Source organism: Niabella beijingensis, assembly GCF_020034665.1.
Lineage (GTDB): Bacteria > Bacteroidota > Bacteroidia > Chitinophagales > Chitinophagaceae > Niabella > Niabella beijingensis.
In genome coordinates this window covers 2,554,896-2,577,498 of the sequence record NZ_JAIQDI010000002.1, presented here as the reverse complement: position 1 = coordinate 2,577,498, position 22,603 = coordinate 2,554,896, and the positions used below count along the sequence as shown (strand labels likewise).

Genomic DNA, 22,603 nt, shown 5'->3' with positions numbered 1-22,603 from the left:
TACAAAGGTATAAAAAGCAGCGGTGCCCCTGAGCTGCGCAAGTTAGTACTTTGTTGTGTAAGTTTCGGATGTAAAAGATGTTGTATTGGAATCAGGCAGGCATAACGAACCGGAATGCAGCGCCCTTGCCGGGTTCGCTGGTCACATCAATAGTGGTATGATGTAATTCCAGTATTTTTTTTACGATCGCGAGTCCGATCCCCATCCCTTTTTTGGGAACGGTTTCTTTATCGAGTTGTTTGTAGCGCTCAAAGATATATGCCTGGTCTTCCGGTGCAATGCCAATACCGGTATCCACCACCTGCACGCTTACGCCCGCCGGAGCTTCCGACAGAACGATCCGGATGCTGCCGCCATCCGGCGTGAATTTAAAAGCATTGTCGAGCAGGTTTTGAAACACGCGCTCAGTAAGAGCGATGTCTGCAAAGACACGGGGCAGGTTGCGACCGGCATCCAGGTCAAGACGGATGGAACGTTCTGTTGCCTTTAACTGGTAAGCCATTAAAATATCCGAAGCCAGTTCATTGATCAGGAAGGGCTCTTTTTCGGGTGTTACCAGGTTGGCCTCCAGTTTCGCATACTGGAAAAGCTGCTCCACCAGTCCTGATAATTTTTGAGCACTGGCATGGATCACGGACAAATAGCGTTCCCGTCCGCTATCGGAAAGTTCGTGTTTTTTCATCATCAGGGTTTCGATATATCCCTGCATGATGGAAAGGGGCGTCCGGAGGTCATGCGATACATTGGCGATCAGTTCCTGCCTGAATTTGTCGGTGGCTGTTATCTTATCAAAATTGCTTACAATAACATCCGCCATTTCATTGAATGTGGAAGTAAGCATGCCCAGCTCGCCCCTGGCGTTTCCCTCGATACGCGCAGCGTAATCGCCTTCTTTAAACCGTTGTACTACAACAGCTGTTTTCCTGATGCTGTCTGTTATAAGAAAAAAGGTAACAAGTCCTACAATTAATGCTACGATCAGGGCTGTAAAGAAAATAGCGGCGCTCAGACGAAGGTAAAGATGGCTGTTCAATGCCACCAGCACCTCGCGTTGTTTTTCGCTGGCCAGCACAGCATATACATAGCCCGACAGGCGGCCGTTCTCGCTAATGGGTGCAACGGAAAAGATAGCAGGTTCCCCGGGTTGTTTGGGATTGTCACCCATAGGGCGTTCACCGTTTTTTGCTGCCAGCCATTTTTTTACGATCGCCATATTTATGCGGCGGATCTGTACGGTAGTGTCGGGCACCACAAAATCGGTAATATTTCCGGCTGTATCCAGCAGGTACACTTCAACGCTGGGATTGGCCACCATGGTGGAATGGATGATATCATGTGTGACCGTGGTATCCGGTTTCCCGTTCTTGATAGGCTGTGTAAAAGTGGCAAGGTGCCGGGCGAGATCTCCGTACAATTGCTGGTGTGCAGCCATGTAATAAGAGTTGGAGAACCGGGAAGCAATCAATATAAATACCAGGCCGAGCACTACCAGTACGATGGTGAATACCGTGGCGATTTTCCAGAACAACAAATTGCCTTTGATGGGTTTTGTCTTTGACATTATAGCTCTTCGTTAAACCGGTAGCCAATGCCCCAGGTAGTTAAAATATATTTCGGCGCAGACAGATCGGTCTCGATCTTCCCACGTAGCCGGTTGATATGACTGTTAACGGTATGCTCGTATCCTTCAAAATCATACCCCCATACGAGATTCAGCAGGCGCTTGCGACTATAACTTTTGCCGGGGTTGGAAGCCAGCAATACCAGCAGTTCAAATTCCTTTGGGGAGAGGTCGGCACGAAGTCCGTTTAAAATGACCTTTCGTTTGTCCAGATCAATCTCCAGTCCGTCATAACGGATCACCGAGGGCAGATGGCTGCTGAATTCTGATGAAGCGCTTTCTTCATTTCTTCTGAAGATGACTTTTACGCGGGCAATGAACTCCCGTATGCTGAAGGGCTTTGTAAGGTAATCATCCGCACCGGTTTCCAGTCCCATTACCTTATCGATTTCCTCCGATCGCGCCGTCAGCATAAGAATAGGGGTATGGCGATCAGTCTGACGGATCTTCCGGCACACCTCCATGCCGTTCAGTCCGGGTAACATCAGGTCCAGGATGATCAGCTCAAAGCGCGTATCCCTTACAGCCTGCAATCCATCTTGACCATTACTTACCGCGCTCACTTCACAGCCCAGGTCTTTCAAATGAATATCGAGCAGCTCAATGATCTCCGGATCGTCTTCTATAATGAGTACTTTTTGCATGTTGCTGTATTGCAGGATACAAATTTCCGGAAAAAAGAGATCAAAAATTGACTGTGATACTTTTGTTATAACTCTGTTACGCCTTTGGGAACTTGTCCTTGTTCTTTTGTAGTCTAAAATAAATCAGACATGAAAAAGAACATTATTCTACCGCTTACCCTAATTGCTGCTGCCGCAGTTACGGCATCCTGCAACAGAGACGAAGATATGCCACAGCTTCAATCGAATACCATTATGATAGAAAACGTACTGGACAGCAAACCGCTGGTGGAATCCGGTACATTTAAAGGAACCGGTACGCCCCCGGTGATCCTGCCCGGTCAATCGGTTTCTTTTTCATTTTACGCTGCCAAGAACCAACGGCTCACGTTTGCCACGATGTATGGCTGGAGCAATGACCTGTTCTTTGCACCGGCTAATCCGGGTATTAAATTATATAATGACGACGGGACGCCTGTTACCGGTGATGTATCTGCACAGATAAAACTCTGGGATAACGGAACCCGGATGAACCAGGCACCGGGCGCAGCTGTGATGCATCCGGGCACTGCGGAGACGGCTGTTAAAAATATTAAAGAGGTAAATGGTATGGATGACTTCGGGCATAGTTACCTGCCGGCCTCTCAGCTGATGAAAGCCTCGCTGAGCTATGATGGTAATTCTGAATTTACCATCACATTAAAAAATGCATCAGGGGGCACGGCCAACGAAACGCCCTTCAGTCCCGGTGTGTGGGCGGTTTCATATACAGCGGGCGGTGATCTGCTGCTGCCGGAACCCGTTTATTCCGCCGGTAAACCTTCCATGAATGGCCTGACCGGTATTGCGGAGATGGGTGACATCACAATGCTGAATACCTGGCTCACCCAGCATACCGGTATTTTCACACCGTTGTCCCCGGTACTGGTAGTCGTATATAACGGCTCCGTTAACCCGTTTTATAAAACAGGGGAGAACGATCGTGGGGAAGGTCTGAAAGAGCTTGCTCAAAAAGGCAATGCGGACATCCTTGCGGCAGCATTAAAAACCAAACCGGGGGTGAAAAACGTATATGTTCTGAAGGATGCGGCCAACACGGTGCTGCTGCCAAAGATCAACGGTGCCGCGGGTGGCAAGGTGGCGCAACAGTTGTCATTACTGCCGGGCGACCGGATCGCGATCGCTACCATGTATGGTTTTTCCAATGACTGGTTCTTCGCTACCACCGGGAATGATATCGATGGCGCGCAGAAAGGCGATGTGACTGCGACTATAGGCCTTTTTGATAATGGTACAGCCGTGAATCAATATCCCGGTGCCGGTGTAACACAGGCGAACCTGGCAGGTACACCGCTGCAGGAGAGCAAGGCGATACAGGTAGTTCCCAATCCTAATGCGTTTAATACATTGCCTGCGGTCGGCGGCATGATCAAAGTGACCCTGCAATAAATAAACAATATAAATAAAACATTATGCAATCATCTGTTTTGTTTTCAACAGTCGCTGTTTTTGAGCAGCGGGATGTAAGCAACGGCCGCTCCATAGTGCGGCGATGGGCCGGCCTGCTGCTGCTCCTGCTGCTGGCTGCGCTGCAGTTCAGTACGGCAGCGCAGCAAAGGAGGGATAGCATAACGGCGGATCATCCCCCGGCCTTTCCGGAGGATATCAGCCCGTTATTGACCGGGGAATCCATACCCCGGGTAACACTCCCGGATAAGGAAGGAAAACTGTTTGATCTGAACAAAGCCGTAACGGCGCAACCCGTGGTACTGATCTTTTACCGGGGAGGCTGGTGCCCTTTTTGCAACCGGCAGCTGGCCGGGTTGCAGGCCGTTAACGGAGATCTGGTAAAAAAAGGGTTTCAGGTGATTGCCATCGGCACCGACAGTCCTGAGCTGCTGAAGCGGTCTTCTGAAAAAGAAAAGCTGGATTATTTATTGCTGTCTGATGCCGGTGTTACAACCGCCCGGAAATTTGGTATAGCTTATAAAGCTCCGGAGCAGTATGCAGGGATCCTGCAAAAAAGTACAGGTGGTAAGAACAAGGACCTGCTTTTGCCGGTCCCGGCTGTTTTTATCCTGGACCGGAAAGGGGTTATCCGTTTTGAATACATCAATCCCGATTTTAAACAACGCATCAGCGTACCCCTGCTGTTGGCGGCGGCGAATGCGCTTTATGCGGAACTATAAAAGAAATAAAATGCGTATTACAACTATGTTACATAACGGAAAGGGCATATATGGCCTGATGGTAGCGCTGCTGCTGACAGCACTGCCTTCCTGCGGCCAGCGGCAGATACAGGTACAGGACTCAAAAACTTTTGCTGAAATGGCGGGCGGGGGCAGCGCCATTGCTGCTGAGCCGAAAGGAGCTGCCGGTACCGATACGGCTACGTTTGCAGCCGGATGTTTCTGGTGTGTGGAGGAACAGTTCAGGCAGCTGGATGGTGTGCTTGAGGTGACCTCCGGTTACACCGGGGGACATGTGGCCCATCCCGATTATCGCCAGGTATCCACCGGCACCACCGGTCATGCGGAGGCCTGCAATATTGTTTACGACCCCCGCAAGATCTCCTATGACGCGCTTCTGGCCGCTTTTTTTGTAGCACACGATCCCACGCAAATGAACCGGCAGGGAAACGATATCGGTACGCAATACCGTTCTGCGGTTTTTTATCATAATGCGGCGCAGCGGGAACGGGCAACCTACTATATTGGCCGCCTGAATAAGGAAAAAGTATATCCGGGCCGCATTGTAACGGAAGTGAATCCTTTTACTGTTTTTTATAAAGCAGAAGATTACCATCAGGACTACTATGCAAATAACCAGGAACTCCCTTATTGTCGCATGGTAATAAAGCCGGAACGTGATAAATTCCGTGCTGTTTTTAAAGACCGGCTGAAAAAACAGCCGCAAAATAAAAATTGATATGAAAACGATCAGTATTCCCTTGCTCTTTATTTTAATGCTCTGTTGCAGTTGTAACGCGCAATCCGGTGGTGCGGGGCGGCAGCGCAGCAATCCTTATTACTCCCGGACCGATACTGTGTCTGTTAATGTGAGCAATAAAGAGTGGAAGAAGATTCTTGGCCCGGAGCTGTATGCAGTGGCAAGAGAACAGGCTACGGAAACGGCATTCACCGGCAAGTACTGGAACAGCGAAGCCAGGGGAACTTATTACTGCGCAGTTTGCGGGAACCGGCTGTTCCGTTCGGATGCCAAGTTTGCGAGCACCTGCGGCTGGCCCAGTTTTTTTGAGCCTGCACGACCTAACAGTGTCCGCTATAAGGAGGACCATTCCTACAACATGCACCGGACGGAAGTGGAATGTGCGCGCTGCAGTTCACATCTGGGACATATTTTCGATGATGGCCCTCCGCCCACACATAAACGCTATTGTATGAATTCGATATCCCTTGACTTTGAGCCGGATCGTTAGCGGGGTCAGGTTAAATCAATTGCAACAGGAAACCCGCCAGGCTGCCCGTTAGGATGATATAAACGGTGTTTAGCCGGCCGGCAAAAAGGGTGAGCCCCAGGCAGAGCGCCAGTACAGCCGCGCCCCGCCAGGTTTCCACGGAGGCGGTGAAGAGGTGGAATCCCACTACTGCGATAATGGAAACGGAAGCTGCACTTAATCCGTCGAGGAAGATCCGCAGGCGCCGGCTTTTCCGTGCCGATGAAAGTACTTTATGCAAAAAAAACGAAATAAAAAAAGAAGGGAGAAAAATGGCTACAGTAGCCAGCACACCACCGGAAACACCATGAATGAGATAGCCGGCAAAGGTAGCGCTGGACAGGATGGGGCCGGGGGTGATCTGCCCGACAGCAATGGCATCCATCAGCTGCTGATGGGTAAGCCAGTGGTGTTTCCGTACAAGGGATTCCTCCATATAGGCAAACAGTACATAACCGCTTCCGTAAAGAACGGCGCCGATCTTCAGAAAAATAAAAAACAGTTTCTCCCCGGTGTACTTACTGCCGGTCTGAAGGAGCAGGGAAAAAAGCGGGAATACTGCGATAACAGACAGCCGGTGCCGGGGTGCATGAATAAAATAGTTCAATACCCCGGCTGCGAGGATCAGAACGACTTCGTTAACACCATAAAATGATCCGGCAACTACCAGTAAACAAAGCAACAGCAATACCCTGTTGTTGGTAAAGGTGTTTTTTGAAAGCCGGATCACCGTGGCGATCACCAAAGCGGTGGTGGCGGGTCGTACCCCGAAAATAAAATGCTGCACATCCGGCAGCGTACTGTAGCGCTGGTAGCAATAGCCGAACAGCAGGCAGATCAGCATTGCGGGGAAGATATAGCAGATGCCCGCAACGATCAGACCTGCCCGGCCGCCGCGCTCTTTGCCACAGTGCATTACGATCTCCACGGCATTTGGTCCGGGTATGATATAGGAGGTGCTTAAAACATCCATGAAATGCTGATGATCGATCCATTTGCGCCGCACCACCATTTCATTCTCAATGGTGGCCACCATTCCCGCTATACCTCCAAAGCCGATCGTGCCCAGCTTCAGACTGGAAACAGCGATCTCCTTTAGTTGTTGCAAACGGCTTTCATCATGTGCTGCTTTGTTTTCTTGCATGTAACAGACGGGTCCTGATGTGGTTTTTAAAGCTAGGGATTTATGGCGCAAATGCCGGTATCAATTATATAAAAGGCGTTTGCCGCTTATGAGCTCAACCGGCCGGCCAGTGCGGTTGCCGCTGTTATGGCACCGTGCAAATTCCGGAGGCTGCGGTAATTTTTTTAAATTTACAGTGTAGTATTTAAAAGATAAAACCAGGTTTTCCAATGAACTTTCCGTTTGACAAAGAAATCGTATTAGAGAATGAGATCGCGTTGCTCCGGCCCATACAGGCAGCAGATGTTGAAAATTTGCTGGCGGTCGCAACAAAAGACAAAGAACTGCTTCAGTTTTCACCCTTGCCTGTATATAACAAGGGATTATTAACGACCTATATTGATCATGCAATCGAAAGCCGTCAAAATAAGCAGCGCTATACGTTTTGTGTGTTTGACAAGATGCAAAATGCCTATGCAGGGTCTACCAGTTTTTTAAATATATCCAATGCAGACGACCGGCTGGAAATTGGCGCAACCTGGTATGGAAAGGCCTTTCAGCGCACGGGGCTTAACAGGAATTGTAAGTACCTGTTGCTGGAATATGCATTTGGCAGCCTTGAGGCTGAGCGTGTTGAGTTTAAAACGGATGAACGGAATACGGCTTCGAGAAAGGCCATTGAAAAAATCGGCGGACAATTTGAAGGCATTTTAAGAAACCATATGTTATTGTATGATGGCTTTAGAAGGAATACCGTGTGTTATAGTATCTTAAAACCGGAATGGAGCCGCTTAAGCGATCATTTTTTAGAAAGAAACACCCCGGTTGTATAGGTTGTGTCTGTTGACAGGAAGACAGCAGGCCGGTTGCCTGAATATACCGGTTATTTTCACCTCCGTCCATTTTTGAAATAGGTACAGCTCCCGAATTTTGCCCGGCGATTAAAACATTTAATTATGGCAAAAGCTTATTTACAAATTACCTTGAATATGGACAAAAAAGGGCAGGAAAGCGCAGCGGACGTATACAATAAATACAAAGCTCCGTTTCTGAACACGATCAAAGGGGCCCTGTCGAAAGAACTGCTGGTACGGGACGAGGGGGTGCAGGTACTGCATGGTTTTGAAACCGCGGGAGATGCGCAGGAATACCTTTTGAGTGCTCTCTTTAATAAAGACATAGTGGAGGCATTAAAACCCTGGCTCCGGAACGGTCCGGATATCAGGATCTATTCGGTAGTATGAGCGGGCGAACCGGTCGGGGAAATCCTGCTGTTGACGGTTGCGGCCTGCCGGATAGCTTTTTTAACCGGTTTTCCAATTTTCTTCAAAATTTGCCGGCTAAATTTGCAACATGAAAATACTGGTCATAGAAGACGAGGAGGAGCTGGCGAAAAGCATTGCCGAATATCTTTCCGAGGAGAATTACCTGTGCGAGTTTGCTCCTACCTTTGATGAAGCGCTGCATAAAGTAGGGATCTATGATTATGATTGTATCCTGCTGGACATTACACTGCCGGGAGGCAATGGACTGAAGATACTGGAGGAATTGAAAAAGGCAAATAAACAGGATGGGGTGATCATCATCTCGGCAAAGAATTCGCTGGACGATAAGATCAGGGGATTACAGATCGGAGCAGATGACTATCTTACCAAACCGTTTCACCTTTCAGAACTGGCGGCGAGGGTCTATTCCGTTATCCGGAGGAAGAATTTCGGGAATTCCAATATTTTTGTTCAGCAGGAGCTGGAGATCGATTTGTTAGGGAAAACAGTTACCGTTCATGGCAGGCAGGTAGCTCTTACCAAAAAAGAATTCGACCTCCTGATCTATTTTATCGGCAACAAGAACCGGGTGATCTCAAAAAGTACGCTGGCAGAGCATCTTTCGGGTGATCTTGCCGATATGCTGGATAATCATGATTTTGTATATGCCCATGTAAAGAACCTGAAAAAGAAATTATACGATGCGGGCTGCGGTCATTATTTAAAGACCGTTTACGGAACGGGGTATAAGTGGGAGCGCATTTAAATTTTTTGCCGGTGCAGCCGTTGCTCAATAAAATAACAAGGCCTTTTCTGATCTATGTGCTGATCGTGTTGGTTATTAGCATACCGGTTTATTATGTGGCCGTGGATGCGATCTGGAAACACGAACTGGATGAGCATAATCAGCTGATTGCACGGCGGACCGAAATACGGCTGAACCAGATGAAACTACAGGAAGCGCAGCTGACCGAAAGTATTGCACTCTGGAATAAAGTGCAGCCAGGCACCACTATTGAAGCTGTAAAACCCGGTGTCCCACTAAAGGACAGTAGTTTTACAGTAGTGCGGAAGCTGCCGTATTCCTCCGAACCCGATAACGACCGGTTCCGGGGACTGTCCACCGTTATTTATCTGAACCACCTTCCATATCGTTTTACCGTTGAGACCAATATCGAAGAAACCCGGGAAACCATCGCGGTGATTGCCTTTATTACCGTGGGCTTCGTAATCATCATCATGACCGGCCTGCTGTTGTTAAACCGGAGACTTTCGCTGATCGTATGGAAACCCTTCCATAGCAGCCTGGAAAAACTGAAGACCTTTAACCTGAACAGCCAGACTCCTGTGGCATTTGAAGAGAACGGTATCGCTGAGTTTGAGGAGCTGAACCGGTCGCTGCATACCCTTATCACGCACACTATTGCGGCCTTTAAAATTCAAAAAGAGTTTACAGAGAATGCATCGCATGAATTACAAACCCCGTTGGCGGTGCTCAAGAACAAGCTGGACATCCTGCTGCAGGACAGGGACCTGACCGAAAAACAGTACCATATTGTGGAGCAAATGAACAATGCTCTTGGACGCAGTTCCCGTATCAACAAAAATCTTTTATTGCTTGCCAAAATAGGGAACAGTCAGTTCGATAATTCGGAGCTCATCCGGTTTGACCTGTTGTTGCAGCACAGCATGGAGGTGCTGGAAGAGCATTTTGAGCAAAAGAATATATCCGTAACGGTCGGCACATTACCGCAGGTGGAGGTGCGGGGCAACAGCAGTCTGACTGAAACGCTGATCAATAACCTGTTGCTGAATGCGATCCGGCATACAGCGCCGGGAGGAACGATCCGCGTAGGACTGGAACAAAAGGGCTTTACCATGAAAAACTCCGGTACCGGACCGCTGGATACCGGCCAGATGTTTAAACGGTTCTCAAAATTGTCTACAGACAGTAACGGAAGCGGACTGGGACTGGCGATCGTAAATGAAATATGCCTGTTCCATAACTGGCAGATTCATTATCGCTTTGAACATATGCAGCATGTTTTTAACATTATCTTTTGAGTAAAACAGGGGCCGCTCCTGCTTCCGGACTTCATCCGTTCCCCGGAATTCAGAATTTCTTCGAAATTGGAACGGTACTTTGCATTTTTCAATGAACAAAAACATGGGGCTAAAAACGGGAGGGAGGCAGTTATCCCGGAAGGCACTGCAGGGCAGATTTACTGTTTTCTTTGTGCTGCTGGGGTGGTACCTGGTTCTTTCCTTTTTAATAAGAGTGACGTTTCTTGTCTGGTCTGCGAAGGACGTGGATCTTTCGCTGTTCCGTATTGCATGGGCTTTCATCACGGGGTTTGTTTACGACCTTGCGGCGGGATCCTGCTTTTTGCTTTTGTATGTGGTGTACCTGCTGGTGCTCCCGGGCCGGTGGATCGGATCATTGTTCGACCGGATTGTGACTTACGGATACCTGGCGATCGTATTGTGTATCATTTATTTCAGCCTGCTGGCGGAACTTCCCTTCTGGGATGAATTTGGCGTGCGGTTCAATTTTATTGCGGTGGATTATCTGATCTATACCTATGAAGTGGTGGCAAATATCAACCAGTCGTACCCGCTGCCCCTGATCATTGCCGTGCTGATAGCAATGGTGGTGCTTACATTCCTGCTGCTGAAAAAAGGCGGGGTCCTGCGAAATGCTTTTTCCGACCGGCGGCTGATAACTACCCGGGCAGTTTATGCGGTGCCGGTTTTGGCAGTGACCGTGTTGTTGTTGACCGTATTGAAAAACGAGCAGGCCGATTTCAGCAATAACCAGGTGATCAATGAGCTGGGTAAGAATGGTGTTTTTTCTTTTTTTGCAGCCTACCGCTCCAATGAGCTGGATTATGAAAAGTTTTACCCGAAAATAGCGGCAGGAACGGCGTATGCAATATTGAAGAAAGACCTGCTGCAACAGAATCAAAGCTATACTTCCGGCAACTGGGATGCCATAACACGATCTACAGCAGGCAGCAATGAGCAACGTCCCAATATTGTCCTGATCGCCATTGAAAGCTTTAGTGCAGATTTTCTTTCAGCGTTCGGAAACAGAAACGGGCTTACTCCCAACTACGACAGCCTGGCAACAAAGGGCATTTTCTTTACCAATCTCTATGCCACAGGAACAAGAACCGTACGGGGAATGGAGGCACTTACCCTTTCGGTACCGCCAACACCCGGTAACAGTATTGTAAGACGGCCGGATAACAGGGGATTGTTCTCCATCGCTACGATCCTGAAACAAAAAGCCTATCACCCCTGGTTCATATACGGAGGGGATGGTTATTTTGATAACATGAACAATTTTTTCGGGGGACAGGGATTTGACATCGTTGACCGGAACCGCGGTAACCCCCTGTCGGATAAAATTACAACACACCGCTATACTATACCGGACAGCGAAGTGCATTTTGAAAATGCCTGGGGCATCTGCGATGAAGACCTGTACACACAGGCCATCAAATATGCGGATAAAAGCAATGCAGCCAACACGCCGTTCTTTGAATTTGTGATGACCACCTCCAACCACAAGCCCTATACGTTTCCCGGAGGGCGGATCGATCTGCCGCAGGGCAACAGGGACGCTGCAGTAAAATATACGGATTATGCACTGGGCCAGTTTATAGCAATGGCGGGGAAGAAGCCGTGGTTTAATAACACTGTATTTGTTATAGTGGCAGACCATTGCGCAAGTAGTGCCGGGAAATGGGAGATCAATATCGACAAACACCATATTCCGGCCATCATCTGCAACCTGCCGCGTAAACCGGAGATGATCAACCGGCTTACCTCGCAGATCGATCTGATGCCTACCCTGTTCGGTTACCTGGGATGGAGCTATAATACCGATCTGTATGGCAAAGACATCAACCAGGTAAAACCGGGTGATGAGCGTGCTTTTATCGGCAACTACCGCACGCTGGGCATGTTAAAGGACAGTTTGTTCACCCAGATCGATGACCGAAAACAGGTAAAACAGTTCCGTGTTTCCGGCAGTTCGCTGTCAGAAACAGGAACAAAACGCCGGGACCTGGTAAATCAGACGATTTCGTACTACGAAACGGCCAGCGAGCGTTTCAAAAACGGAAAAATGAAAACGCTGCAGCAACAGGTGACGGTCCGGAACAATGAAAAACAACCACGGTTGCTGCCTTAAAGTAGCAACATCCCTGCCTGGAGCCAGGTTGCATCTTTTTCCCTTTTTAGGAAATAAAAAAGGCGGTACTCCTGTAAGTTTGCAGTAGGATGGGAATGGACCCGTGGATACGGTTAATCCTGTAATTTGCAACGAATGAGCCGCATACCGGATAAATGGAAGAGCCCTGCAGTAAAACGCTGGTTCAAACGCGTAGGCGTATGGGGCTTTTTATTTTTTCTTATAAAAGGATTGGTCTGGCTGGCAATTGCCTGGTGGGCCCTGCTGAAAAAATAGCGGTTTACAATGCTGTATAATACAAAAACATCAGTTGCTTGAGCTGACTTCAGACACGATTGCTATTTCAGAAACGAAGATTGCCGGAGGTGTTACTAGGCATATGTGATTACGTTCAAACATTAAAGTGTTGCATCTCATAGCATAAGGATGTTCCAAGTAAAGACGATGAGCTTGTCGGTCCATCTACAGACCGGGGGCCCGTTTGTTTTTGCAGGATGGATTTGTTTTTCTAAGTTTGCAAAGTAACTGTCGCGCCGTCCTTTAGCCAATCGACCCGATTTCCAGGGGCGGTAAACTTCAAAATTACTTTGTGATGTGTTTGTCTACTGCAACCCTCTATGCAAAGAAAATTGCTTTTCTTGTGCTATGCTGTTTTGCTTTTTATTTTGTGCAGGCGCAGGCTCCTGCCGTCCAGTGGCAGAAAATGCTTGGAGGCAGCGGTGCGGAAATGGGTGCGTCCGTACAACAAACAGCAGATGGCGGCTATATTGTAACGGGTTACACCCAGTCGAATGATGGTGATGTTTCCGTTGGGTATGGCGGGTATGATTATTGGGTGGTGAAACTCGATAATTTCGGAATACTCCAGTGGGAGCGGTCGTTTGGCACCGCGGGTGCTGAGATCGCTTATTCGGTGCAACAAACAACCGATGGCGGCTACATCCTTGCCGGTTATGATGCAGCTGGTGGTACCGGAGGTCCCAACTACTGGATCATAAAATTAGCAGCGTCGGGCAGCACACAGTGGCAGCGGTCACTTGGCGGGAGTGGATCTGAAATCGCCAGGTGTATACGGCAGACGCCTGATGGCGGCTATATAGTGGCAGGACACACCAATTCCAGTAACAGCGGGGATGTGGGTGCCAATCATGGGAACTACGATTACTGGGTGGTAAAGCTGGATGCGGGAGGCACTGTTCAATGGCAAAAATTACTGGGTGGCGCACAGGACGAACTTGCAAACTGGGTAGCGCCCACTGTTGATAACGGTTATATTATAGCAGGACATTCTCTTTCCAGCAATAGTGGTGATGTAACCGCTACGGGACATGGCAGTAATGATTACTGGATGGTGAAGCTGGATGCTACCGGCAACATCCAATGGCAGCGATTATTAGGAGGCTCCGGGAGCGATCAGGCCTTTTCGGTGTTGCAGACCACTGATGGTGGTTATACCGTGGCAGGGCGCTCCAATTCGACGGATGGCGATGTTAGCAATAACCATGGTGGTTTTGATTACTGGGTGGTAAAGTTAAACGGACTTGGCATTATTCAATGGCAAAACTCTTTTGGTGGTTCCGGCGTCGAGCAAGCAGCTTGCATGGCCCCCGTTTCCGATGGCGGTTCAGTTATTGCAGGTTACTCGAATTCAACAAATGGCGATGTGACGGGAAACCATGGTGGTTTTGATTACTGGTTGATAAGACTGAATGCCGCAGGTGCGCTTCAATGGGAAAAATCATTGGGGGGCAGTGTGGCGGACGAGGCCTTTGGGATACAGCAAACGGCTGACGGCGGCTATGTGGTTTCCGGCTTTGCTTCTTCTAACGATGGAGATGCTTCGGGCAATCATGGTACCGGGACCAGTGATACCTGGGTGGTTAAACTGGCTTCTGACGGCGTTTTACCGGTGACCTTCGGCACGCTGAGCGCTGCCATTACGGACGGTAATCTGAAGGTGGCCTGGGAAACCCTGGAGGAACAAAACTGTTCGCATTATAATGTTGAAGGTTCACTTGATGGGGTGGTATTTAAAAAGTTGGGTACGGTCGCTTCCGCAGCTACGGATGGCAACTCCTCTATACCCCTTGAATATGATTTTAGTACTTCGGCAGGAGCACTCAGCTTTGCGTCATTGGTGCTGCTGCCCTTGCTTTTCTCTTTTGGAAGAAGAAGGTATTTATTGCATGTAAAATGTATGGCTGTTATCGTGCTTTTGTTTGGTGCTATTGCCTGTAATAAACAGGTAGGCGTAAAGCCGGATTCCACTTCAACACTGTTTATCCGCATTGCACAGGTGGATAAAGATGGTAAGAAGCATTACTCCAAAACGGTTATGGCAGTAAGAAAATAGCCGCCACCCCTGAATTATAGGTTGTGGTTATTCAAAACTCAACAGGAAATAGGCGGTGTCCGGTCCGGCGGGGAAAATGATCTGTTTCAGGTGTTTTTTCAAAATATTTTATACTGGTAATCATGTTTTTATACTAAGCTATATAAAATATTAAGCAGCCGGGGTATTCTGGTACCTGTCTGGACCTTCTCCCGGATACTTAGTTGATGCCGGAGCTTTTGTTTTGGTTATTTTTGCAGGAATGAAATCCGGATTTGTAAACATATTTGGGAAACCCAATGCAGGAAAAAGTACCCTGCTGAATGCCCTGATGGGGGAGAAACTGGCGATCGTGTCCTCTAAAGTGCAGACAACCCGCCACAGGATCAAGGCCATTCTGACGGAAAAAGAATACCAGATCATTTTTTCTGATACGCCCGGGATCATAGAGCCCCGGTATAGATTGCATGAGAAAATGATGCAGTCCGTAAAAGGTGCGCTGGAAGATGCCGATGTGGCCCTGCTGATCATGGATGTGAACGATGACTGGGAAGAGAACGACCAATTGTTTTCCGGGCTTCATCTTAAAGTGCCCTGCGTGCTGGTGATCAATAAAACAGATACAGCCCCGCGCGACAAAGTACAGGCCTGCATTGATTATTTTAAAAATAAACCTTATTACAAAAAGATTGTTGCTATATCTGCGCTGGCAGGTGCCGGACTGGATGATTTCATCAAACCGGTAGTGGAATTGCTTCCGGAAGGTGCGCCGTTTTACGATACGGATGATATCAGCGATCTGCCCACAAAATTTTTCGTAAGTGAACTGATCCGGGAGAAAGTGTACGAACTGGCGCAGGATGAAATCCCGTATCATACCGCCGTACTCGTAAGGGAGTTCAAGGAAAAACAGACCCTGGTAAAGATCGTTGCGGATATTATTGTGCACCGGGAAACCCAGAAAGCGATCCTTATCGGTGAAAAAGGAAGTATGGTAAAAAAACTGGGCACCGCGGCCCGGAAAGATATTGAAGCGTTTCTGGATCAGAAGGTGTTCCTGGAATTGTTTATAAAAGTGAAGCCCAAATGGCGCGACAATGAGCTGTATCTGAAAGAGTACGGGTACGGTTCCTGATCCGCCGGGCAGGGTGTCACAGGAAAAATAAAATTGCAGGAACGACAATATTTCATCATATTTGTTATTGAATATTTTTGCCCTACCCGTAGGGCTCATCAAAAAAACAACATTTACGTTGCTCCACGGGAGGGGCAGCGGGAGAATTTTAAAAGATAAATGGCAGTACCACAAAAACCAACTTACAGACCGCCCGGCACAGGATTCCGGCCGGGAGGTAATAACAACAATCGATTTAAAGGTCGATTCCAACCTCAAAAAGAAGCTGAACACCGCATCAATCATCACATTCGCGTTCCCCAGGTAAGACTTGTTGGCGACAACGTAGAGCAGGGCATTTACCCGACACAGGAAGCCCTGAAAATGGCCCAGGGTATGGAGCTGGATCTGGTGGAAATCTCACCGAAAGTGGATCCGCCCGTTTGCCGTATCATTGATTATAATAAGTTTTTATACGATAAAAAGAAAAAGGATAAAGAACTGAAGGCAAAAAGCAAGGCTACTGAGATCAAAGAGATCCGGTTCACCCCTAATACGGATGAGCACGATTTTGATTTCAAGGCCAAGCATGCTGAAGGCTTTTTGAAAGAAGGTAACAAGGTGAAAGCCTACGTTCAGTTCAAAGGCCGGGCCATCCAGTTTCAGGATCGCGGACAGTTGTTGTTATTGAAATTTGCAGAACGGCTGGCAGAATTTGGCACACTGGAAAATATGCCGAAACTGGAAGGCCGTCGCATGCTGGCGATGATCGCCCCGAAATCCGCAAAAAAGAAATAAGGATTTTTTTAATTGTTTTTATAAAAAAAGGCTCACTTAAAAATGAGCCTTTTTTGTTTGTCCTATTTTCACTGTTGATCTGGATGGAGAGTTGGGATTTGAGTTTTCAGCAATCAGTGATCAGCTTTCAGCGCCGCACCTTTCACCATTTATTTTCACCTCTAGGCCTCCATATATGCTTCAACGGGCTCGCAGGTACAGATCAGGTTCCGGTCGCCCAGTGTATTGTTTACGCGGGAGACCGAAGGCCAGAATTTATTATGTGCCACATAGGGCAGCGGAAATGCAGCTTCTTCGCGGGTATAAGGATGCGCCCAGTTGCTGCTGATCACTGTTTGCTGGGTATGGGGCGCATTTTTTAAGGGGTTGTCTTTTGCATCCCACTCTCCGGATTCGATCCGGGCGATCTCTTTGCGGATGTTTTGCAGGGCATCGCAGAAGCGGTCCAGCTCTGCTTTATCCTCGCTTTCAGTGGGCTCGATCATAATGGTTCCCGGAACGGGAAAGCTCATGGTAGGGGCATGGAAACCATAATCCATCAGTCTTTTGGCCACATCTTCCGCTTCCACCTGTGCTGTTTTTTTGAAGGGGCGCAGGTCTACGATGAACTCATGCGCGCACAGGTTATTGTTGTTGGTGTATAATATGTCAAAGCCTTCTGCCAGCCGTGCCCGCATGTAGTTGGCGTTCAGGATCGCGTAGGCCGTGGCCTTTTTTAATCCTTCTGCACCCAACATGCGGATATAGGCATAAGAGATCAGCAGGATGGAGGCAGAGCCATAAGGTGCCGCCGAAACTGCGCCTTCGTGTGTGGCTACTCTTTCCGGAGTATGGGCCTGGCCGTTGCCTTCGATGGAAATGGTTTTTGCTCTGTGCAGGGCTATGTGACCCGGCAGGTGTTGAGCCAGGTGCGCCTTCACGCAGATCGGTCCCATGCCGGGGCCTCCGCCGCCATGCGGGATGGCAAAAGTCTTATGCAGGTTGAGGTGACAAACATCCGCCCCAATCAAACCGGGCGCGGTAAGACCTACCTGTGCATTCATGTTGGCGCCATCCATATATACCTGTCCGCCGTTATCGTGTATGATCTGGTTGATCTCCTTTACCGTTTCCTCATAAACACCGTAGGTGCTGGGGTAAGTGATCATGATCCCTGCAAGCGTATCCCTGTATTGTGTGGCCTTGGCCTTCAGGTCTTCTATATCGATATAGCCGTTCTCCAGCGCTTTTACCACCACCACTTTCATGCCGGCCATTACCGCTGAAGCGGGGTTGGTGCCGTGCGCCGAGATCGGGATCAGCAGGACGTTCCGCTGTGGATTGCCCTGCGCTTCGTGATAGGCTTTTATAGTAAGGAGACCGGCATATTCGCCCTGTGCGCCGCTGTTGGGTTGCAGGCTGCAGGCATCAAAGGCCGTGATCTCACAAAGGTACTGACCGAGCTCGTCCGCGATCTGTTTGTACCCCGCCGCCTGCTGCGCAGGAGCAAAGGGATGGATATTGGCCCAGTGTGCCCAGCTCAGCGGGATCATTTCCGTGGCAGCATTGAGCTTCATGGTGCAACTGCCCAGGGAGATCATGGATGTATTTAAAGAAAGGTCTTTGTTCTCCAGGTATTTGATATAACGCATCATTTTGCTCTCGCTGTGATACGTATTGAATACCGGGTGCGTAAGATAGACGGATGTCCGGGTCAGCGCTTCCGGGATATGTCGCAGGGTTTCGCCGGCACTGAGCGTGAAGGACACCGGTGCGGCATCGTCTTCAAAACAGTTGATAAGGTCGTACAGATCCTCAATGATAACGGTTTCATCGAGAGAAATGCCGATATGCTGGTGATCGATCTGTCTTAAATTGATACGCTGTCTTTCTGCTTTTTCCAGGATGGGAGTGCTGTTGTTCACTTTTACCACGATGGTATCAAAATAGCGATCGCTAATCAGCCGGAAACCGCGTGCTTCAATAGCTTCACCAACGATCTGGGTAAAGATGGCGACGCGTTCTGCTATTTTCCGAAGGCCTTCCGGTCCGTGATATACGGCATACATGGCGGCCATATTGGCCAGGAGCGCCTGGGCGGTACAGATATTGGAAGTGGCTTTTTCGCGTTTGATATGCTGCTCGCGGGTTTGCAGGGCCATGCGGAGCGCCCGGTTGCCGCCGGCATCCTCACTGATACCGATGATACGTCCGGGAATGGTCCGTTTGAATTCGTCGGTTGCGGTCATGAACGCCGCATGCGGGCCGCCATAGCCCAGCGGTACACCAAAACGCTGTGCGGAACCGATGGCTACATCGGTGCCCAGTTCCCCCGGAGGGGTCAACAGGGTCAGCGCAAGCAGGTCGGTAGCCATGGCCACATAACCGCCGGCAGCGTGTACCGTTTCGATAAAGGACCGGTAGTCTTCAATACTTCCCTTGTTATTCGGATATTGTACCAGTGCGCCAAAATAGGCGTCGGTGATCTCCGCATCCTGATAACGCCCTTCCACGATCTCGATGCCAAAAGGCCGGGCCCTTGTATACAGTACATCTTTCGTTTGCGGAAACACCTCGCTGTCCAGGAAGAATTTAGGTTTCTGAATGGCTTCCGAACGGTTTTTTGAATGAAAGAACATGCCCATTGCCTCGGCGGCGGCCGTAGCCTCATCCAGCAGGGATGCATTGGCCAGTGGCAATCCGGTAAGGTCGCTGATAACGGTCTGGAAATTCAGCAGGCTTTCCAGCCTTCCCTGTGAGATCTCGGCCTGATACGGCGTATACTGTGTATACCAGCCCGGGTTTTCAAAGATATTGCGCTGGATCACCGACGGGGTGATCGTGCCATAGTATCCCTGGCCGATATAGTTATGGAAGATCTTATTTTTCAGTGACACATTTTTGATGTGCCGCAGGTATTCATTTTCACTCATCGGCTTTGGAACGTTCAGCTGGTGCGGCATCCGGATCCCGGCCGGAACGGTTTTTTCCATCAATGCCTCCATGTTGTCAAGACCCGCCTGCTCCAGCATTTTCGCAGTTTCAGCGGCATCCGGACCAATATGGCGTCTTACAAATTCTGTTGATTGAGCGTCTAAAATATTCATATAACTTTTGAGGTGTTAAAGTACAATTGAGGTGTGCAAAGGTACAAGCATTTTATGATAAAAAATAGCCCGGCATTCCGGAGTAATGCCTGAAACAGAGCGTGTTCTATGATGTTGTCTGCCTGTTGAGGGCGCTTTTTTTGTTTACTGTTCAATGAAAATTATCGTTTGTCTTCTTTTATTTAGCAAATGTTTGCTTTTGTTATAAATTTTCAAAAAAGACCCCGGGGGTTGGGGAAGGGTTCAAACGATTGCGCATGGAAGACTGGCAGGTACATCCTGGGTGTGCAACCGGTTGGGCGGATGCCGGAGGACAGTATATATTATCAGGTGATTGTTGAGGGAAGGCTGTAATAGCAGGGCGGCCTGTTTTAATGATCCGGGGGCAATCCGTTAATTTTGCAATCATACAAAAATATCCGGACGGACAATGACAGCAGGCATATTACAGAATTGGGAGAAGAAAGCAAAGGAGCATAAAAAACAATACCAGCAGTTTTTAAAAAGAACTGATAAGAATGGGGTGTTGAAACAGCTGCCTGCGCTTCACGAAGCGGCTTTTGAAGCAGTGGATTGTCTTACCTGTGCGAACTGTTGTAAGCATTATTCGCCCCGGTTCAAAACTCCTGATGTAAAACGGATCGCCAGGGGGCTGGGATTGAAAGAAAGTGTATTTATCGACACCTATCTGCGCGTGGATGAGGACGGGGACTTTGTGGTGAAGCAATCGCCCTGTCCTTTCCTGAACACGGACAATACCTGTGGTATTTATGATATCCGTCCTTCAGACTGTGCCCGGTTTCCCTATACCGATGAGGATGTGCTGATAAAACGACCGGCACTTACCCTTAAGAACAGCGAGTTTTGTCCCATTACCTATTATGTGCTGGAAAAGCTGACCGGCAATGCCGGGTAAACAGGCTCCTGTACGATGGGTTTTCTTTTTGAAATACCTTTTTCTAAAAAATAATGCGTTATCGGGGCCGGGGGCCCTGGTTGCCGCTTATTCCGGGCCGGCGGAATACTGCTTCAGCATCGTGATGGTGGGTACAAAAAATAATGTACCGGTATGTGCCGTGCTGAAGTCCAGGATCCGGTCGTAATTGCCGGGAGGATCGCCCAGGAACATATGCTCCAGCATTTTTTTCGTAGTGCTGAAGGTATTGGCATAGGCAATAAAATAAGTGCCCACTTCACCTTTGGAGGGATGACCAAAGGGCATATTATCCCTTACGATCTTAAGGTCGTTCCCCTTTTCATCTTCGATGCCGGCCAGCGCACTGTGCGAGTTGGAGGGTTTAACATCGTCGGGCATTTCAATGTCGCTGATCTTATAGCGCCCGATGACTTTTTCCTGTTCTTCTGTAGACAATGCTTCCCACCCGCTCATGTTGTGGATGTATTTCTGCACAAAAAGATAACTGCCGCCCTTATATAAAGGATCCTCATCGCCCACCATAGCAAAATATTCCCTTTCGTTGCCAATGGGGTTTTCGGTGCCATCGACAAAACCCAGGATCGAGCGGCCGTCCCAGTAACGGAACCCGTGTACTTCCTCCAGGCATTCGGCTGCAGGGCTGAGCACCGAAGCTACAGCGCTCGCCATATCAAAACAACTGGCCGTATTGATGGCCCTGAAATGAAAATGAAGATCTCCGGGGGTGGCCACGGCTGTATGCCGGGATCCGGCGATCGGTTCAAAATTCTTCAGTTCCCGCGGCAGCGGTGCCGGCAGTCCCAGCTTTACCCAGGCATCATGACCCACGCCCATCACACAGCTTGTTTTGCCATCATTGATGCGGATCGTAAACGAATGATTGAGGTTTTCTATAAGCGCGCAAAGCCGCTCGAATACGGAGCGGATGGCGGCCCCGTCCTTAAATTTCCACACGGAAAATATGGTATTGTTGTTCGGGTATTCAGTGACGTTCTGCGCCTCCGTTGCTGTTGTTCTTTTCATGTGCTTTCAGAAATAATTTTACCCGAATATAAAACAAGCTTTCCAACTGTATAGCGGTGGTGGAAAAACGGAACATATCCGGCCCTTTGTTCAGCCTGGCGGATGTCGGTCTGCCGGTTTGTTGTGTTGACACTGCCGCTGCCGGGCGCGGTATCCCGGCCCTCGAACCGGGATAGATGATTTTGACAACAGGATGCCGTATTTCTGCTATTTTTTTTTGGAATCGCAATCCGGCATTGGCGTAGCTTTGGGAGGATTAAGCAAATCGTAAGGAACATATTCGCCCTCCTGTATATTATATGAACAATAGTATCGCCTTAGCTAAAGGAAGCTGCCGGAACAGCGGGCAGGATTTCTTCATCAGTCTGTCGGGATACTTACAGGAAAAAGGAGGATTGATATGCCCTGATAAAAAATGCTACTATGAAAAATAATTATTCCGGATTTGAATATACGGGCGAGCAATTGTATAAATACGTCCGGGCCTCTGGTATTTTTACGATCATGCTGGTTGACGGAAGGATCGTACATTTTGTGCCGGACAACGAAGCCGAGTTTGCCGAATGGCTCCGGCAACAGGGCGTTTCCGATATCCGGAAGGAGCTGCCGTCTGTTGATGTTTAGGCCACTGCCGGTGTACCGGCAGGCGATCAGAAGAACTGAAGTGCCGTGTCTGGATGCCGGGAAGAATTTATTTGCCGATTGTTTTTCGGATGTATAAATAGGTGCAGTTATTTGAATGGAGAATCGCTGCATGAGAGAAGGCTGAAGAACTTGCAGGGTTTATTGCAGTGCGCGTATAAACCCTGCCTTTAGCCGTATACCGGTCTGCCGGTGCTTTTGAAAAATACCCGTTTACCCCACACATACAGATACCGCTGAGCGCTTCCGTGGAGTATATTTTACCTGTAAATTTTATTGTCAAACCTGGTCGAATTATCAATGCTCTATTAAGGTATGACCGGCTGAGCCGTAACCCGATAACCGGCCGGCTGCAGTTGTTTTTATTGAACGGTCATTTAATAT

At 48.7% G+C, this 22,603-nt stretch carries 20 protein-coding genes; 15 read left to right on the top strand and 5 right to left on the bottom strand.

The annotated features are described in order from the left end of the window. Positions 1-91 precede the first annotated feature (91 nt). Both K7B07_RS26745 and K7B07_RS26740 read right to left on the bottom strand, forming a co-directional pair. Positions 92-1,561 (bottom strand): sensor histidine kinase, encoded by a 1,470-nt coding sequence (locus K7B07_RS26745; RefSeq protein ID WP_223713633.1) that lies wholly within the window; start codon positions 1,559-1,561, stop codon positions 92-94. Continuing rightward, positions 1,561-2,265, bottom strand: a complete 705-nt coding sequence (locus tag K7B07_RS26740) for a response regulator transcription factor (RefSeq protein ID WP_223713632.1) — start codon at positions 2,263-2,265, stop codon at positions 1,561-1,563. The genes K7B07_RS26745 and K7B07_RS26740 overlap by 1 nt, the downstream gene beginning before the upstream one ends. Before the next feature lie 129 nt (positions 2,266-2,394). On the opposite strand from K7B07_RS26740, the gene K7B07_RS26735 reads away from it, so the two are divergent. Genes K7B07_RS26735 through msrB form a run of 4 tightly spaced genes read left to right on the top strand, consistent with a single transcriptional unit; the run spans position 2,395 to position 5,683 of the window. After that, entirely contained in the window at positions 2,395-3,693 is a 1,299-nt protein-coding gene (locus tag K7B07_RS26735) for a spondin domain-containing protein (RefSeq protein WP_223713630.1), read from the top strand. A 23-nt stretch (positions 3,694-3,716) separates the two neighbouring features. Beyond that, entirely contained in the window at positions 3,717-4,433 is a 717-nt protein-coding gene (locus K7B07_RS26730; protein WP_223713629.1) for a peroxiredoxin-like family protein, read from the top strand. A 10-nt stretch (positions 4,434-4,443) separates the two neighbouring features. After that, the gene (gene msrA, locus K7B07_RS26725; RefSeq protein ID WP_223713628.1) at positions 4,444-5,172 is read left to right on the top strand and encodes a peptide-methionine (S)-S-oxide reductase MsrA; all 729 of its coding nucleotides are present in this window, start codon (positions 4,444-4,446) and stop codon (positions 5,170-5,172) included. A gap of 1 nt (position 5,173) precedes the next feature. Beyond that, positions 5,174-5,683, top strand: coding sequence for a peptide-methionine (R)-S-oxide reductase MsrB (gene msrB, locus K7B07_RS26720; protein ID WP_223713627.1), 510 nt, complete (start codon positions 5,174-5,176; stop codon positions 5,681-5,683). Positions 5,684-5,693: 10 nt separating this feature from the next. On the opposite strand, the gene chrA is transcribed toward msrB, so the two are convergent. Further along, positions 5,694-6,845, bottom strand: a complete 1,152-nt coding sequence (gene chrA / locus K7B07_RS26715) for a chromate efflux transporter (protein ID WP_223713625.1) — start codon at positions 6,843-6,845, stop codon at positions 5,694-5,696. A gap of 209 nt (positions 6,846-7,054) precedes the next feature. On the opposite strand from chrA, the gene K7B07_RS26710 reads away from it, so the two are divergent. The 9 genes from K7B07_RS26710 (at position 7,055) to infC (ending at position 16,531) form a co-directional block, all read left to right on the top strand. Continuing rightward, positions 7,055-7,657, top strand: coding sequence for a GNAT family N-acetyltransferase (locus K7B07_RS26710; protein WP_223713624.1), 603 nt, complete (start codon positions 7,055-7,057; stop codon positions 7,655-7,657). Positions 7,658-7,780: 123 nt separating this feature from the next. Further along, positions 7,781-8,068 carry a hypothetical protein gene (locus K7B07_RS26705; RefSeq protein ID WP_223713623.1) on the top strand — a complete coding sequence of 96 codons (288 nt, stop codon included), beginning with the start codon at positions 7,781-7,783 and terminating at the stop codon, positions 8,066-8,068. Between the two features lie 109 nt (positions 8,069-8,177). Next, positions 8,178-8,855 (top strand): response regulator transcription factor, encoded by a 678-nt coding sequence (locus K7B07_RS26700; protein WP_223713622.1) that lies wholly within the window; start codon positions 8,178-8,180, stop codon positions 8,853-8,855. An 11-nt stretch (positions 8,856-8,866) separates the two neighbouring features. After that, positions 8,867-10,153: a sensor histidine kinase gene (locus K7B07_RS26695; RefSeq protein WP_223713621.1), complete on the top strand. Its 1,287-nt coding sequence runs from the start codon at positions 8,867-8,869 to the stop codon at positions 10,151-10,153. Positions 10,154-10,256: 103 nt separating this feature from the next. After that, the gene (locus K7B07_RS26690) at positions 10,257-12,287 is read left to right on the top strand and encodes an LTA synthase family protein (RefSeq protein ID WP_223713620.1); all 2,031 of its coding nucleotides are present in this window, start codon (positions 10,257-10,259) and stop codon (positions 12,285-12,287) included. A gap of 135 nt (positions 12,288-12,422) precedes the next feature. Next, entirely contained in the window at positions 12,423-12,563 is a 141-nt protein-coding gene (locus K7B07_RS26685) for an alanyl-tRNA synthetase (RefSeq protein ID WP_223713619.1), read from the top strand. 313 nt (positions 12,564-12,876) lie between these two features. Beyond that, positions 12,877-14,640, top strand: a complete 1,764-nt coding sequence (locus tag K7B07_RS26680; protein ID WP_223713618.1) for an autotransporter outer membrane beta-barrel domain-containing protein — start codon at positions 12,877-12,879, stop codon at positions 14,638-14,640. A gap of 241 nt (positions 14,641-14,881) precedes the next feature. Continuing rightward, on the top strand, positions 14,882-15,754 hold the full coding sequence (gene era / locus K7B07_RS26675) for a GTPase Era (RefSeq protein ID WP_223713617.1): 873 nt from the start codon (positions 14,882-14,884) through the stop codon (positions 15,752-15,754). A gap of 159 nt (positions 15,755-15,913) precedes the next feature. Further along, positions 15,914-16,531 (top strand): translation initiation factor IF-3, encoded by a 618-nt coding sequence (infC, locus tag K7B07_RS26670; RefSeq protein WP_223713616.1) that lies wholly within the window; start codon positions 15,914-15,916, stop codon positions 16,529-16,531. 161 nt (positions 16,532-16,692) lie between these two features. On the opposite strand, the gene gcvP is transcribed toward infC, so the two are convergent. Continuing rightward, entirely contained in the window at positions 16,693-19,617 is a 2,925-nt protein-coding gene (gene gcvP / locus K7B07_RS26665) for an aminomethyl-transferring glycine dehydrogenase (protein WP_223713611.1), read from the bottom strand. Between the two features lie 430 nt (positions 19,618-20,047). Between gcvP and K7B07_RS26660 the strand changes: the two genes are divergently transcribed. After that, positions 20,048-20,533, top strand: a complete 486-nt coding sequence (locus K7B07_RS26660) for a YkgJ family cysteine cluster protein (RefSeq protein WP_223713610.1) — start codon at positions 20,048-20,050, stop codon at positions 20,531-20,533. Between the two features lie 87 nt (positions 20,534-20,620). Here K7B07_RS26660 and K7B07_RS26655 read toward each other — a convergent pair whose 3' ends face one another. Then, entirely contained in the window at positions 20,621-21,577 is a 957-nt protein-coding gene (locus K7B07_RS26655) for a Dyp-type peroxidase (protein WP_223713609.1), read from the bottom strand. 423 nt (positions 21,578-22,000) lie between these two features. On the opposite strand from K7B07_RS26655, the gene K7B07_RS26650 reads away from it, so the two are divergent. Further along, on the top strand, positions 22,001-22,201 hold the full coding sequence (locus tag K7B07_RS26650; protein ID WP_223713608.1) for a hypothetical protein: 201 nt from the start codon (positions 22,001-22,003) through the stop codon (positions 22,199-22,201). Positions 22,202-22,603: the final 402 nt, after the last annotated feature.